The 14,342-nt window shown below is 63.6% G+C and carries 11 protein-coding genes; 3 read left to right on the top strand and 8 right to left on the bottom strand.

All coding sequences use genetic code 11. The features are described from left to right. Window positions 1-790: 790 nt before the first annotated feature. The 3 genes from ACZ522_RS01240 to ACZ522_RS01250 form a co-directional block, all read right to left on the bottom strand. Window positions 791-1,585 (bottom strand): hypothetical protein, encoded by a 795-nt coding sequence (locus ACZ522_RS01240; RefSeq protein ID WP_379691824.1) that lies wholly within the window; start codon window positions 1,583-1,585, stop codon window positions 791-793. 18 nt (window positions 1,586-1,603) lie between these two features. Further along, window positions 1,604-1,732: a hypothetical protein gene (locus ACZ522_RS01245; RefSeq protein WP_379691825.1), complete on the bottom strand. Its 129-nt coding sequence runs from the start codon at window positions 1,730-1,732 to the stop codon at window positions 1,604-1,606. Between the two features lie 440 nt (window positions 1,733-2,172). Continuing rightward, entirely contained in the window at window positions 2,173-3,426 is a 1,254-nt protein-coding gene (locus ACZ522_RS01250; RefSeq protein ID WP_379691826.1) for an orc1/cdc6 family replication initiation protein, read from the bottom strand. Between the two features lie 1,343 nt (window positions 3,427-4,769). Between ACZ522_RS01250 and ACZ522_RS01255 the strand changes: the two genes are divergently transcribed. From ACZ522_RS01255 to ACZ522_RS01265, 3 genes are all read left to right on the top strand, one after another. Further along, entirely contained in the window at window positions 4,770-5,189 is a 420-nt protein-coding gene (locus ACZ522_RS01255) for a helix-turn-helix domain-containing protein (protein ID WP_379691827.1), read from the top strand. A gap of 200 nt (window positions 5,190-5,389) precedes the next feature. Further along, a complete protein-coding gene (rdfA, locus tag ACZ522_RS01260) occupies window positions 5,390-6,124 on the top strand; it encodes a rod-determining factor RdfA (RefSeq protein ID WP_379691828.1) in 735 nt (244 codons plus the stop codon). Between the two features lie 125 nt (window positions 6,125-6,249). After that, a complete protein-coding gene (locus tag ACZ522_RS01265) occupies window positions 6,250-8,199 on the top strand; it encodes an archaea-specific SMC-related protein (RefSeq protein ID WP_379691830.1) in 1,950 nt (649 codons plus the stop codon). Window positions 8,200-8,275: 76 nt separating this feature from the next. On the opposite strand, the gene melA is transcribed toward ACZ522_RS01265, so the two are convergent. From melA to ACZ522_RS01290, 5 genes are all read right to left on the bottom strand, one after another. Then, on the bottom strand, window positions 8,276-9,583 hold the full coding sequence (gene melA, locus ACZ522_RS01270; RefSeq protein WP_379691831.1) for an alpha-galactosidase: 1,308 nt from the start codon (window positions 9,581-9,583) through the stop codon (window positions 8,276-8,278). 530 nt (window positions 9,584-10,113) lie between these two features. Then, a complete protein-coding gene (locus ACZ522_RS01275; protein WP_379691832.1) occupies window positions 10,114-11,427 on the bottom strand; it encodes an AI-2E family transporter in 1,314 nt (437 codons plus the stop codon). Window positions 11,428-11,604: 177 nt separating this feature from the next. Continuing rightward, entirely contained in the window at window positions 11,605-12,312 is a 708-nt protein-coding gene (locus ACZ522_RS01280) for an NTP transferase domain-containing protein (RefSeq protein WP_379691833.1), read from the bottom strand. Then, complete coding sequence (locus ACZ522_RS01285; protein ID WP_379691834.1) at window positions 12,300-13,247, bottom strand: CDP-glycerol glycerophosphotransferase family protein; 948 nt, start codon at window positions 13,245-13,247, stop codon at window positions 12,300-12,302. The genes ACZ522_RS01280 and ACZ522_RS01285 overlap by 13 nt, the downstream gene beginning before the upstream one ends. A gap of 184 nt (window positions 13,248-13,431) precedes the next feature. After that, window positions 13,432-14,319, bottom strand: coding sequence for an endonuclease/exonuclease/phosphatase family protein (locus ACZ522_RS01290; RefSeq protein ID WP_379691835.1), 888 nt, complete (start codon window positions 14,317-14,319; stop codon window positions 13,432-13,434). Between the last annotated feature and the right edge of the window lie 23 nt (window positions 14,320-14,342).

The raw sequence follows: 14,342 nt of genomic DNA on the forward strand, positions 1-14,342 counted from the left end.
GGCATGAAGCGCGGGCGACTACTCGCCCGTTCTACCGACCGGCGTATCGCGTCGGTCGATGGTCCTCGCTTACGCTCCGACGGGCCGTCGCACCGCGACGGCTTCGGAGTAGAGGGTCCCACGCCATCCCGACGTACTCGCGGGTGTGCCAATCTGCGGGTACCGACGCTGGGCGCGACGCTACTTTCGTCACCACTCTCCGTTCGCGCCCGACACGCAGAGAGAGCGACCGCCGTCGGACGCGACTCGACGGGACGGATGCTGCCGCGACTGTCACCGTCGCTCCCGATCGTACGCGTGCCGTCGAGCGAACGTCCGCTTCGGTCGCCACCTCTCGAACGCAGAGACAAACGTCGTCTCCCGTGCCGCCGCGCGTCGGAGGCACCTGTGTCGGGGGACACAGCAGAGACGACGACCAGAGGTACCAACTGCGGAACGCGGGGGAACGAGACGTGGGGGAACGGAATGCGGGGAATGCGGGGGAAGCGGGGATTGGGGAATCCGAAGGGGGAACGGAAAGCCGACGCGGGGGAACGGACGAGACCGGATGGGGGAGCAGATTCGGGGGACGCGCGGTCACAGGGAGGCGGAACGGAGTTCGTCGTAGACTCGGACGAGTCGCCGCCTGACTCGTTTCGAGCGAAACGTCGAGGAGGCGGATACGGGCGGTTTGCGTGTCGAGGGGGATTCGACGACGTCGAAGTCACTTTTGCGGACGGAACGAGCCCTGTTAATTAACGTTTCTTTGTGCGGGCGCGTGTCCGCGCGCGCGTGATACCCAGGGAATTACTCAAACGGGGAGTTCCCACAGTCGGACGAGTTGTAGGAGGACGAGAACGGAGATGCCGGCGTAGGCGACGCTGAGGGGGGTGACGTCCGAGAGGGTGACGAGGAGGGCGACGACGACGAACGACGACCCGAGGGTCAGCACCGTCTTCGTCGCCGTCGAGAGCCAACTCGGGACCAGACGTGCGAACTCGTCCGAGTCGATACCCTCGAGGAAGACGACGAGGCCCGAGAGTTCGAGCAAGAGACCGATTCCGACGACGAGACCGGTGTACTCCGGCGTTCGGAACACGAACGAGAGTAGACCCGTGCCGACGACGACGGAACAGAGTCCGCCCGCCTGTCTCACCCCGTACGCCAGTCGAAACGGGGGAGACGCCGCGAAAGCGCCGGAAGAGGCGGACGTCCTCGTCTCAGAAGCGGTTTCGGACGGCGAGGGCGTCCGGGTCCGACCACCCCCCGAAGCGGGTTTGGAGAACCGGAGGTGGTAGCCGACGCCCTCGGCGACCAACGAGACGAGGAAGAAGGCTGCGAGGGCGACGACCGCCGCCTTGGTCGTGTCCGACGGGTCGACAGTGTCGAGGAAGTGGTGCGCCCAGAAGACGTTCGCCCACGCGCTATCGTGGACGGCGTCAACGAAGCCGAGTCCCGGGACGATCTTGTTCAGGTCGGGGATCATCGCCCACAGACCGCCGAGGACCATCAGCGTCCGCGGGAATCGGACGCGCGGCAGAAAGAACGTGACGACGAGCATCGTCACTGTCGCGCCGACGACGAAGTGAGTTATTGCGAGTGACATGGTTCCGTTGCGAACGTGTTACGCCGCGGTAGTCTCCGTGGAGTCGTCCGTGTTCTCCGTCGATTCATTCGGACTCTCCTTCGGGTCGTCCCCCACTAAATCGTCCGCTTCGAGTTCGTCGTCCGGTCCGTCGGGTCCGACCGGCATAAGTAATCCACGCCCAACGCCGGGTTCCGCGACTCGCGGGTGCGTTACTCGCCACGCCTCGAGGTGCGTCCCGAGAACGACGAGAGCGCATCCGGCGAACAGAGCGTCGCGGCGGGAGCGACGTAGTTCGAAGCTGCCGAGTTATGGCGGTGTTAAATCCAGATTTATCGGCGAAGGACAGCAGATATCGTTGAGTAGGACACAGTAGCATGTTAGTTGACTAGTCAAAATATGCTACATTCTCTTATAATTACTGGCCCCATAACAGCGGACACGGTGGTGTTCCTTCGGCCGAGTAGATACGTTCGAACACCACAATGTCCGAAGTAACATCCGCAGAGAAGGACTAGCATACGCGGTTTACTAAACGGGGCGTCGCCGAAGGGAGCGTCACCGGGGGAGCGTCGCAGGAGGGACCGTCGCGGGAGGAGTGGGGTCGGTCAGGCGCTTCCGAAGTCGTTGAGCGTCGTCATCTCCTCGTCGCCTTCGACGTATGGTGCGACGGAGTCGTGGACGCCGACGAGCTCTATCGTCTCCGCCATCGCCGAGAGGATGAGTTCGACGTCCATGTCGAGTGCGTACTCCCGGTACGTTCCCCCTCGTCGGCCCTCGTTTCGTTCCGTCACCGAGACGATGCCGAGCATCGCGAGTTCGCTGAGGTGGTCGCGCATCCGACGCGGGACGAGGGGGTCGCGGTTCGCCAGTTCCGCGAATCGGGTGTACCGCGGCCGGACGTCGCGCGAGCGAATCGGAGTCTCTCCCTCCAAATCGAGCGTCAACAGCGCGTACAGAACGAGGTGGCCGTGTTCGGTAAGTCCGTTGATACCTTCCTTGATCCGCCCGCGTTCGAGCGCGCGGCGTCCGCGGCGGACGTGTTCCTCGGTGATGCTGTCGGTCTGTTCGTCGCGGGCGAGGTCGCCGGCCTTCATCAGGAGGTCGATGGACTGGCGAGCGTCGCCCGCGTCTTTCGCGCCGTACGCGGCGCAAAGCGGGATGACCTCCTCGCTGAGGACGCCTTCGTGGAACGCGACTTCCGCGCGCTGTTCGAGGATGGCGCGGAGGTTCTCCGCGTTGTACGCCGGGAAGTGAATCTCCTGTTCGCAGAGCGAGCTTTTGACCTTCGGCGAGAGGTCGTCGCGAAACGAGAAGTCGTTCGAGATGCCGATGAGACCGATTTTCGCCTCCGAGAGGTTACCGTTGGCGCGGGCGCGAGGGAGCTGATAGAGGATGCTGTCGTCGTTGACGTGGTCTATCTCGTCGAGAACGACGAGGATGGTTCCGCCGCACTCGTCAAGTTCCTCCCAGAGCATCTCGTAGACGGACGCGAGCGGGTAGCCGGTCGTCGAAATTTGGTTCGACTCCGAGCGGAGGGTGTTGACGAGGCGAGTGGCTATCTGGTACGAACTCGTCAGTCCGTCGCAGTTGAGCAAGATGACGGTGAGGTCCAAGTCGTCGTACTGGGCCGCGTCCTCGCGGAGGTGAGAGAGGAGGTACTTCGTCGCCGCCGTCTTCCCGACGCCGGTCTTCCCGTAGAGAAACACGTTGTTCGGCTGTTCGCCGTTTATTACGGGCTGAAAGGCCGCCTGATAGGTCTGCAACTCCTCGTCGCGCCCCACGAGTTGCTCCGGTTGGTAATCCTCCCGGAGAGCATCACGGTCCCGATAGATATCCGTGTCTCGCTCGAACAGCGCCATAGGTTCCAATTTCGTACCGCGATAATAAAACCACCGTGTCCGCAGTGTCCGCTGTTCTTCGAGTATATAAGAGACGGGTGGAACACACCCCCTCCACTATGTCCGCTGTTCTGCCGTCCGAAGGTGGGGGTGAAGGGAGAGCGGTACGGAGGGTTATTCTATACCGATGGTTTTATGTTGTAACAACGCAAGTTAGTCCGCAAACCAACTAGTGCGGTTGCGGTAAGGGGCGGTGAGAAGAGAGCGACAAGCGAAGACGGAGAGTTGGAAGCTCGAGAGGCGGCTGAACGGCGAATCGAGAACTGCGGTCACTCGCCGGAGAGAGGCGCGTCCGAGAACCAATCGATGCCGTTCCGACCGAGTGGAGAGTCGTTCCTCCGTGGAAAAAACGAATCTGTCTCCCACCCGCCACCCACCTCTTCCCCGGAACAGCGGACACGATGGTGTGGGTGTGCCCGTCGATTCGGCGTACCCGGGAAACGGCGCTCGACGTTGCTTTCTCCGGACCGGCGATTGCGGCCGTTTCTGGCGCTGTTTCCGCCGGCTCTCCTCGACGATCGGAGCGAGAGCTCCGTCGAGTCTCGCCGCCTCCCTGTCCGAACTAACTCGCGCCTTCTCGGCGAGGGGGGGTCCCCTTCGAGGCGGAACAGCGGACAAAGTGGAGGGGGTGTGTCCGGGCGACTCGGAACGCCGGCGACGTCCGACCGCCGCCCGGAACAGCGGACACGGTGGTGTGTGGTCGATCCGAGAGACAGTCTCGACGGTCGGGGTGTACGCTCGCATCGAAGAACTGACCCCACACTGCGAGGGACGATTCCTCACCGCGGGGGGAGACGAACTCGAACGAACTCGTCCTTCGCGGGGGGAGTGTCCGAACGATAATCGCCGAGAACAGCGGACACGCTGGTGTTCTCCGAGCGGTGTCCGTGTTCGCCCGACGTCATCGAAACTCGGTGAGCGCCTCCGAAACAGTCGCTCCCCGACGACTCACACCACTATGTCCGCTGTAATTGCTCGAGGGAACGACAGTCCCGACGGCAGCTTTCTCGGTCGAACGAGAGGGTGTCGCTAGTCCTCCGTCGGACCGCTTCTCGTCCGAGGGGCGACCGACACCACATCGTCCGGAGTTACCGGTAGCGATTCGCCTCACAGTCGGCCCGGAGGAGTCGAGCGAACGACGGATTTGAGCCGGTTCGAAAGCTGCTTCGCCGAATGATTCGGCGAAAAGCGCCGAACGCGAACCGTCGAGGGGGCGCCGTCCCGTTCCCCGGGAGCGTTCGGAGAGGCGACACGGGGGTGATAGAAGTGATTAGACTTATCCGGCGCGGATTCGAACTGTAGTCATGGCGAAACTGGACGGCGTCGACCCGGACGATCTTCGTCAGTCGCTCTCCGACGTGGACTCCGCGAAGGCCGCCAAACGACTCGTCGTGGCTCTGGACTATCTCGACGACGTTCCGGTATCGACGCTCTCGAAGCGTTACGGCATCCCTCGTTCGACGCTGTACTACTGGTTGGACCGATTCGAGGAGGAGTCCATAGAGGAGGCGGTGACAGACGAGGACCGGCCGGGACGGCCGCGGAAACTGGGCGACGACGACAGGCGCCGCCTCAGCGACCACCTCCGCGAGGAACCGACCGACCACGGAATCGACGCGACGGAGTGGACACCCGAACTCGTCCAAGAGCACATCGAACGGACGTTCGACGTCTCCTACTCCCTCGGCCACGTCCGGCGTCTCCTCCGCGAACTCGACGTTTGAGCGCCCGTCCCGTTCGATACGGCGATTCGGCCCCCGTCGTATGCCGTCGGACGGTCGTCGGTTCCCCGACGGAGGACCGCCGTTCCCCTCGACGGAGGGTCGTCTGCTCTCTCTGGACCCCCGTCGATCCTCTCTCTTGACCCGTGGTTCGCCGCGGACGGAAACGTATATACCGAGTCGAACGCTAATTTAAACCGTGAATGAGTACTGAAGGGAACAACTCGTCCACCACCGGTCGGGGGAGCAAGGTCGGACGACTCATCGGGGAGTACGGACTCGAAGGGGAGGGAGAGCGCCTCGAAACGTATTGGACGACCGACGGCGAAGACCGTCGGAGTCTTCGCGAGCTGGCGGACTACTTCAACCGTCGTCTCCTCCGCGCGACGATGGAGGCGGCGGGGATGAATCCGCTCGACGGCGAGGTGGAGAACACGTACCGCCTGTTGACCGACGACGACGTGAGTCGTGGGATGCAGACGCAGGCGCGCCAGACCCTCGAACGCGAGGGTGTGGACGTCGAATCGCTCCGGTCGGACTTCGTCTCTCACCAGGCGATTCACACCTACCTCACGAAGTACCGCGAGGCGAGTCGCGAGGAACAGGCGGACGTAGACAGGGTCGAGAAGGGGTTGGAGACGATTCAGCGTCTCCGCAGTCGGACCTCCGCCGTCTCGGAGAACATCGTGGAGAACCTCGCGGGAACCGAGCGAATCGACCTCGGCGACTTCGAGGTTCTCGTCGACGTTCGGGTGTTCTGCCGCGACTGCGGCACGCAGTACGACGTGCAGGAACTGCTCAACCGGGGCGGGTGCGAGTGCGGCGGAGACCTCGTGGCGGACGCCGACGCGGACCCGGAGACGAACGCAGACGCAGACGTAGACATCGGCGCGGACGTAGATACGGACGTAGACGTAGACACGGACGCGAACGAATAACCCGATTCTCTCCCCGCCACGGACGCTCTCTTTCGCTGTTACAGCGTCCATTACACCCTTATACCTGTAACAGCGCGAGGGGAAACAGATGAAGTCTTATATACGCGCCCTCTGATTGTCGGTGTATGAGTTCCGCGCAGTCCACAGAAACGACCGCTCGGCTTCACGTCGAGAATATCGGTGGAATATCCGAAACGACGGTCGAACTCGAACCCGGAGTCACAGCGTTGTCCGGGCGAAACGCGACGAACCGAACGTCTCTGCTGCAGGCGATAATGGCCGCTCTCGGGAGCGACCGCGCATCGCTGAAAGGCGACGCGAAGGAGGGGTCCGTCACGCTCACCATCGGCGACCGGACGTACTCGCGGACGCTGAAGCGCCGCGGCGACACCGTGGTCACGGAGGGTGACCCGTACCTCGAAGACTCGACGCTCGCGGACCTCTTCGCGTTCCTCCTGGAGACGAACGAGGCGCGGCAGGCCGTCGCCCGGGGTGACGACCTTCGGGAACTCATCATGCGGCCCATCGACACCGACGCGATTCAGGCCGAGGTCGAACAACTCGAGACGGAGAAACGGCAGCTCGACCGGAAGATAGACGACCTCGATTCGCTTGACGGCCGCCTTCCCGAACTCGAACAGCGCCGAACCGAGGTGAAGTCCCAGATTCAGGAGAAGCGCGACGAACTGGAGGCGAAGGAGCGAGAAATCGAGGAGGCCGACGCCAACATCGAGCAGTCCCGCGAGGACCGGGCCGAACTCGAAGACAAACTCGACGAACTGAAGAGCGCGCGGTCGGACCTCGAGGACGTTCGGTACGACCTCGACGCGGAAGCCGAGAGCATCGAAGCCCTCGAAGAGGAACAGGAGGAACTTCGAGAGGAACGCGCGGAGATACCCGACGAACTCGACGACGGAACCGCCATCCAGTCTGAGATTTCCGACCTCCGCGACCGGATGCAGACGCTCGATTCGACCGTCAACGAACTCCAGACGGTCATCCAGTTCAACGAGGACATGCTGGAGGGGACGAGCGCGGACGTCGCGGAGGCGCTTCGCGACGGGCAGGACCACGACCACGGGTCCGTCACGGACGCACTCGTCGAGTCCGACACCGTCGTCTGCTGGACGTGCGGGACGGACGTCGAGACGTCGCAGATAGAGGCGACCATCGACCGTCTGCGCGACCTGCGACGCGAGAAACTCGATCGCCGAAACGACGTGCGCTCGCGCATCGACGAACTGGAGGACGAACGCGCCGAACTGGACTCGATGCGGCGACGGCGCGAGAAACTCGACGACCGAATCGCGAGCATCGAGGACGAACTCGACCGCCGACAGAACCGCCGCGAGGAACTGAAGTCCCGCCGCGAGGAACTCTCCGAGAGCATCGAGGACCTCGAGGGCGAAGTCGAGGAACTCGAGGAACGCGACTACGGCGACGTGCTCGAACTGCACCGCGAGGCGAACCAGTTGGAGTTCGAAATCGGCCGTCTGGAGAGCGAAGTCGAGGACGTCGAAGACGAGATGGAGGAGGTCGAGTCGCGCCTCGACGAACGCGACGACCTCGAAGAACGCCGCGAGGAGATTTCGGAGCAACTCGGCGAACTCCGCACCCGCATCGAACGCATCGAACGCGAGGCCATCGAGCAGTTCAACACTCACATGGACACGGTCCTCGACATCCTCGACTACGCCAACCTCGACCGCATCTGGATCGAACGGACCGAGAAGACCGTCCGCGAGGGCCGGCGCAAGGTCGACAAGTCCGTCTTCGACATGCACATCATCCGCAGTTCCGAGGGCGGCACGTCATACGAGGACACCATCGACCACCTTTCCGAGAGCGAACGCGAAGTGACCGGACTCGTATTCGCCCTCGCGGGCTACCTCGTCCACGACGTGCACGAGACGGTGCCGTTCATGCTGTTGGACTCCCTGGAGGCCATCGACTCCGAGCGAATCGCGCAGCTCATCGACTACATCAGCGATCACGCCGACTACACCGTCGCCGCCCTCCTCCCCGAGGACGCCGCGGCGGTCAGCGACCAGTACGAACGCGTCACGGAGATCTGAGCGGTCGCGGTTGGTTCACCCACGCGGCCCGACTCATCCACTTCGTTTTACGCCGAATCGCGCTTCGTCCGAACGCTCAGCGGAGTTCGGGAAGGTACGCCTCGTTCGCCGCTATCAGTTCCTCGGTCATCTCGTGAATCTCGTCGAGAGAACAGGACGCGGCGGTGAGAGGGTCGAGTTTCACGGCGCGGTGAAGCGCCTCGCGGTCGTTCTCCAACGCCGCGCGGACGGCGAGTTCGTGGACGGACGCGTGGCGTCGGTCGAAGGCGGCCAGTTCGGTCGGGAGTTCGCCGACGGAACAGGGACGGACGCCCATACCGTCCACGAGACACGGCACTTCGACGCAGGCGTCCGAGGGGAGGTTCTCGATGGCGTTCGTCCCGTTGGAGACGTTGAGGTTGAACCGCCGCGGGGTGCCGGTCTCTATCGAGTGGACGAGTCGGGCCGCGTACTCCTCGGAGCGTTCGACGCCCACCTCCGAGAGGTCCGACTCGATGCTCGGGTCGTCGCGTTCCTCGGACCGCGCCGTCCACCCCTCCAAGTACGACGCGGTCGGCATCCGGTCGGCGTACCCCTCGCCGGCCATCGCCGCGACCGTCTCGGGATCGGTCCGGAAGTAGGGGACGTACTCGCTGACGTGGTGACTAGATTCGGTGACGAACGCGCCGAAGTGGTCGAGCATCTCGAACCGGACCGTGTCCCGCCGGTAGATATCTTCCTCGGCCATCGCCTCGCGGAGTTCCGGGTAGAGGTCCTCGCCGTCGCGTTCGAGTTCGAGGAACCACGCGAGGTGGTTGATTCCGGCCACCCAGTAGTCGAGTTCCCCCTGCGGCACGTCGAGGTACGCCGCGATCGCCTCGACGGTGTGGGGGACGGAGTGGCAGAGACCGACCGTCTCCACGTCCGTCGCCTCGAACATCGCCCGACAGAGGATAGCCATCGGATTCGTGTAGTTCAAGAGGAGGGCGTCGGGGCACAACTCCTCCATGTCGCGCGCAATGTCGAGCATCGTCGGAATCGTGCGCAGGGCGCGGAAGATTCCCCCCGGGCCGATGGTGTCGCCGATGGCCTGTTCGACGCCGTATCGCTCCGGAATTCGAATCTCGTTCTCGAACGGTTCGCGCCCGCCGACGTTGATGACGTTCAGGACGTAGTCCGCGCCGTCGAGTGCCTCCCGCCGGTCGGTGGTGGCGGTAATCGTCGCGTCGAGTCCCTCGTTTTCGACCATCGCCTCCGCGACGCGCGCCGTCCGCGCGAGGCGGTCCTCGTCGATGTCTACGAGTCGAACGTCGCTATCGGAGAGTTCCGGAAACGAGAGTACGTCTCCGAGGAGATTCCGCGCGAAGACCATGCTCCCCGCCCCGAGGAACGTTATCGTGGGCATGCCCCGAGATGACGTACCACTGCTCATAAGCGTGTCGAGACCCGACGGACCGGCCGGCACCGTCCGGTTTCGACGGGGACGGAGACGAACGAGAACCGAAACCGAACGGACGGAACGTACGAAAATGTTCGGATTATACTCGACTCACACCGTCGATCCTCGTTCTCGATTACGGCGTCGGTTCGGGGGCGAGACGAACGTCGTCCGACCGACGGTTCTCCGTCCGCCGCCGTTCCGTGAAAATGGCTTTCTGACCGGTAGAACGCCCGATCTATCGAGAACTCTTCGGTCGAAACGACTCGGAACGACGGGCGAAGACGCCCGAATCGCCGATCTCCGACTCTCTCGTCTCGAATGTGGCGGGAGGAACGACGATATCGGCGGATGCAGGGCCCGAACGTCCGGTTTCGTCTACGGGGACGCAATCGCCCGATTCGATTCGTTCCGGCGGCGACGCTTCGGTAGTCGACGTCATCCTCTCGCTGACGTTCAGGAAGAGGTGACCAAGTAATTTCGCACGTGACGGTCGGTTACTCGCCCGCGGAGTCGCCCGTCTCTCTGCGACCGGTGTCGGTGACGTCGCGCCCGCCCGCCGAGTCCGCGGACGACTCGCGTTCGCCGGCGTCCGACGCGGATTCCTCCGCTTCCGACCGTTCGGCCTCGTCGGTCTCCGCGAGGGAGTCGGCGTCCGTGACCGGACGGTCGGGGTCGATCAACCACGGGAAGACGATGCGCCCGAACTCGAAGACGACGACGAGGACCAACGGTCCGAGGAAGATGCCGTACCACCCGAACAGCAGGGGACCGAGCGTGTAGGCGATCATCACCGCGCCGACGTGGAGCGACCGTCCGGAGACGTAGGGGCGGAGCAACTGGTCGGGGATGTAGTCCACGATGACGACGGAGACGGCGATGAACACCGCGGGGAACCACAGCGTCTCCGGACCGACGACCAGCGACAGTCCGACGAGGTACAACCCGGTGGGAACCCAGATGAGTTTGATGCCGATGACCGGAATGAGGCTCGCCGCGCCGGCGAGGAGTCCGATGAGGGCCGCCTCGGGGATGGCGACGCCCTCCGGGGCGAAGATGTTCAGGATGGAGTACGTCATCGCCCCGAGGAGTCCCGTGAAGAGCGCGTTGAGGATGTTCCCGAAGTAGACGTTCTTCAGGTCGCGGTCCACCGCGCGGAGATACGCGTCCACGACGCCACCCGGTTCGAGGAACGTGTCTCGGGCCCACTCGGCGATTCGGTGCCCGTCGCGGAGGAGGTAGAAGACGATGACGAGGGCGATGAACAGGTGAAGCGCGCCGTTGAGCAGGATAACGGCCGACGTGCTCAACACGTCCACCAGGTTCGTGGTGATGGCCCCGATGTTCAGTTGGTTCAACTGGCTCGGGTCGGCGATGACCTGTTCGATCGTCGTCTCTAGTCCCTCCACCGAGGCTTCGATGTCGAAGTACGGCGTGAGGGCGTCCTCCAGTTGTCCCAACGTCCCTTCGCTTCCGAAGTTCTGGACCGCTCGAACGGCGACGATGAGCGTCCACCCGATCAGAACCATGACCGGCAACGCCACCAACAGAAGCGACGCGACCACCGCGCCCGTCCGCGAGGACGTGCGGTTCAGCATGCGGTGGAACACCGGGCGGGTGACGTAGTAGGCGAACAGGCCGAGGACGACCGTCCCGACGTACTTCCACGAGACGAACAGCAATACCCCGATCAGGAACACCGCGAGTATCCACAGCGTGACGCGCCCGCGACGGAATTCGATACCGTCTAAGGCGGCGCTACCGCGCTCTCGAAGCCCCGTCGACCGGTTCGTGTCGGTTTCGTCTGTCACGTTTGTCTCTCGCCTCGAAAAATCGCGAACGTACCGGAACGACGCGGCCCGCTGACATAATTCTACTTGCAGGAGATCCGGAGTCGGGGCTCTCGGTCGGTTCGACGAGGGAGACGAGAAGTAGCGACGGACCGTCTCGTTTCAGATCGCGGCGCGGCGTCGAGCGTTCGACTCCGGTTACAGCGAACTGTCCTGTTGGGACTGAGAGGGGGCCGTCTCGCGCGGCGAATCCAGCGGAAGTCGCTCCTTTGCCGCCCGTTTGTCCGCCGGGCGGTTGATTTCGAGGTGACTGTCGGCGGGGATGTGGACGCCCCGCGTCTCTATCTCCTCGTACACCGTCGGGTACCACTCGTGGCGGTTGTTTCGCAGGTGTTCGACCGCCGCGTCGAGGTGGGCCTGGTCTATGATGCCGAGTCCGGCGTGGCGGTGGCCGGGAATCTTCCCGTAGGCGACGACTCGCCCGTCGTCGTCCAACTGGACGGCGGTGTGCTCCGTCTGCGTGCCGGGGAGACAGGCGACGACGCTTCCGCCGGTTCGTTCGTGGGCGCGGCGAATCTTCGAGATGACGTCTCGCGTGACGACCACGTCGCCGTTGAGGACGAGTACGTCGTCGTCGATTTCGCGGAGCGCCCGGTGGAGCGATTCGGCGTTCTCGTACTCGTCCCACCCCTCGATGACGACCGTTCGACGCGGCGAGAACTGGCTTTCGACCGCCTCGTGGCGGTACCCGAGGACGACGGTGGCGGCGTCCACGTGGGGTTCTATCGCCTCCTTCTGGTACTCGTAGAGGATGCGGTCGCCGACTTTCATGAACGTCTTCGGCACCTTCTCGGTGTGGTGGCCCATGCGGCCGCCGTCGCCGGCGGAGAGGATTACTGCGTGCATGCCGCCACCTCCGTCGCGACGCGTTCTCCCGCCCGCCCGTCCATCGGAATCCCCAACTCGGCGCGGAACGACTCCTGTCGCCGCAGAACCTCCTCGGGCAGTCCGTTCTCGTACAACTCGTCCACCGTCTCGACGTCGAGGCGGCGCGTCTGGTAGCCGAGTTTCGGAACCTCGGCGTCGGCGGCCAGCGTCGTGAACTGGACGAACGGCCGGTCCGTGTGCAACCACTCGGTGACGATGCCGGAGTAATCGGACAGCAGAACGTCCGAATCGAGGAGGCTCTCCGTCGGCGTCTCGTTGCGGTCGAAGACGACGTTCGGGAGGTCGGCGATTCGCTCCCGGCACCGTTCGGTCACCGACCGGCCCGGTTCCTCCGTTCGGTCCATGGGGTGCGGTCGGAAGCGGAGTCGGTAGTCGGTGTCCTCGAAGACGTCGAGGACGTGTTCGGCCGTGTCGAGGTAGCTTCCGCCGCCGTAGTTGTGGTTCGTGGGCGCGTAGAGGACGTGCCGTTCCTCGGGCGCGTCTGCCTCCACGAGTCGGTCGGCCTCCGGGATGCCGACGACTTCGACGTGCGTGTCGTCGGAGAACCCCTCCCGGTAGCGGTCGGCCCACCACGTTCCCGGGGCCAACGCCGCGTCGATTGCGCCTTCGAGGCGCGAGATTGTCGTTTCGACCTCGTCCCTGCCGAACGACGCCCCGTGTCGGACGTGGACGACGGGGTACTCGTCCTCGTAGCGGAACTCGCCCGCGCGGAAGGTGTTGTTGCGGACGACGACGTCCGGGTCCACGTCGAAGACGTTCTCGTCGACCGCCTCGACGTCGTCGACTTCCACTTCGCGTAGTTCGTCCGAGCATCCCCGCGCTTCCGGCGCGAGAGGGAGGTACGCGGAAGGGACATCGACGTGCCCGTCCACCGCCTCGAACGTTTTCTTCATGAACTCTCTGTCGAATGTGTAGAGGATGGAAACCATACTATCACCTGTGGGGGATGGTCTGGCCGAATGACGGGTTTCAGCGCTTCTACGTCTGAAATTCGGCGCTTACGATATGCGTCTCCCAGCCCCGTTAAGGTTCTACCAGTATTTACAACGTCGTCGAGGCGAACACCGCCGCAGGCGGCTATTCGACCTCTTTCGACGGAACCTGAACGGACTCTTGAATTGAATCCGTTCGGTAAAACGTCGATTGGCTACGTGTTTTGGTCTCCTCCTCGCGGACGTGGTTTGGAAACGAGAGGTTCACCACGATGGGGAGGTGATCCGAGGGGTAGCGCCCGTTGAGGTAACTGTCCGAGCAGACGCCGTGGTGGTTGACGACGATCTCGCTCGTCACGAACACGTGGTCTATCTTCTTGTCCGGAATCAGGTTCTGGAAGTCCGTCATCGTCGTCGTCGGGCCGTGGTGCGGCGCCGTCGAGGCGAACATCGCGTCCCTGAGCTTCCGCCCCTCGCACGCCTGCGTGCGATTCGTCAGATGTCGGTACGGCGGCGACGACTGCCGGCAGTTGAAATCACCCGTCACGACGACGGGTTCGTTCGGAGCCAACTCGTCGATGCGCCGTTGGAGAAGTTTCGCGCCCTTGAGACGAGACGTCTCCCCCTCGTGGTCTAAGTGCGTGTTGAAGTGGTAGAGCTCGATTCCCGTCCGTCGCTCTCGGAGCTTGACGTATCGAACGAGTCGCGGGAAGCGGGCGTCCCACCCGACGCTTCCGACTTCCCCGGGTTCCTCCGACAGCCAGAACGTCGACGATTCTTCGAGATTAAATCGCTCCTTATCGAAGCCGAGGGCGGCGTACTCCCCCGCGTTCTCCGCCTTCGCCCGGCCGGCGCTGAGCCACTCGTAGGATGGGAGTCGCTCGCGCAAGTCCTGGAGTTGGTCGTGGAGCGCTTCTTGGAGTCCGACGATGTCAGGTTGATGAAATCGAATCACGCCCGCCACGTTGTCTCGGCGGATTCGCCACGCGTACCTCCCGTCGTTCGGGTTGTCGTATCGAATGTTGTACGACATTACGGTGATGGGCCGCGGCATTT

It is taken from the genome of Halopelagius fulvigenes (genome assembly GCF_055398025.1).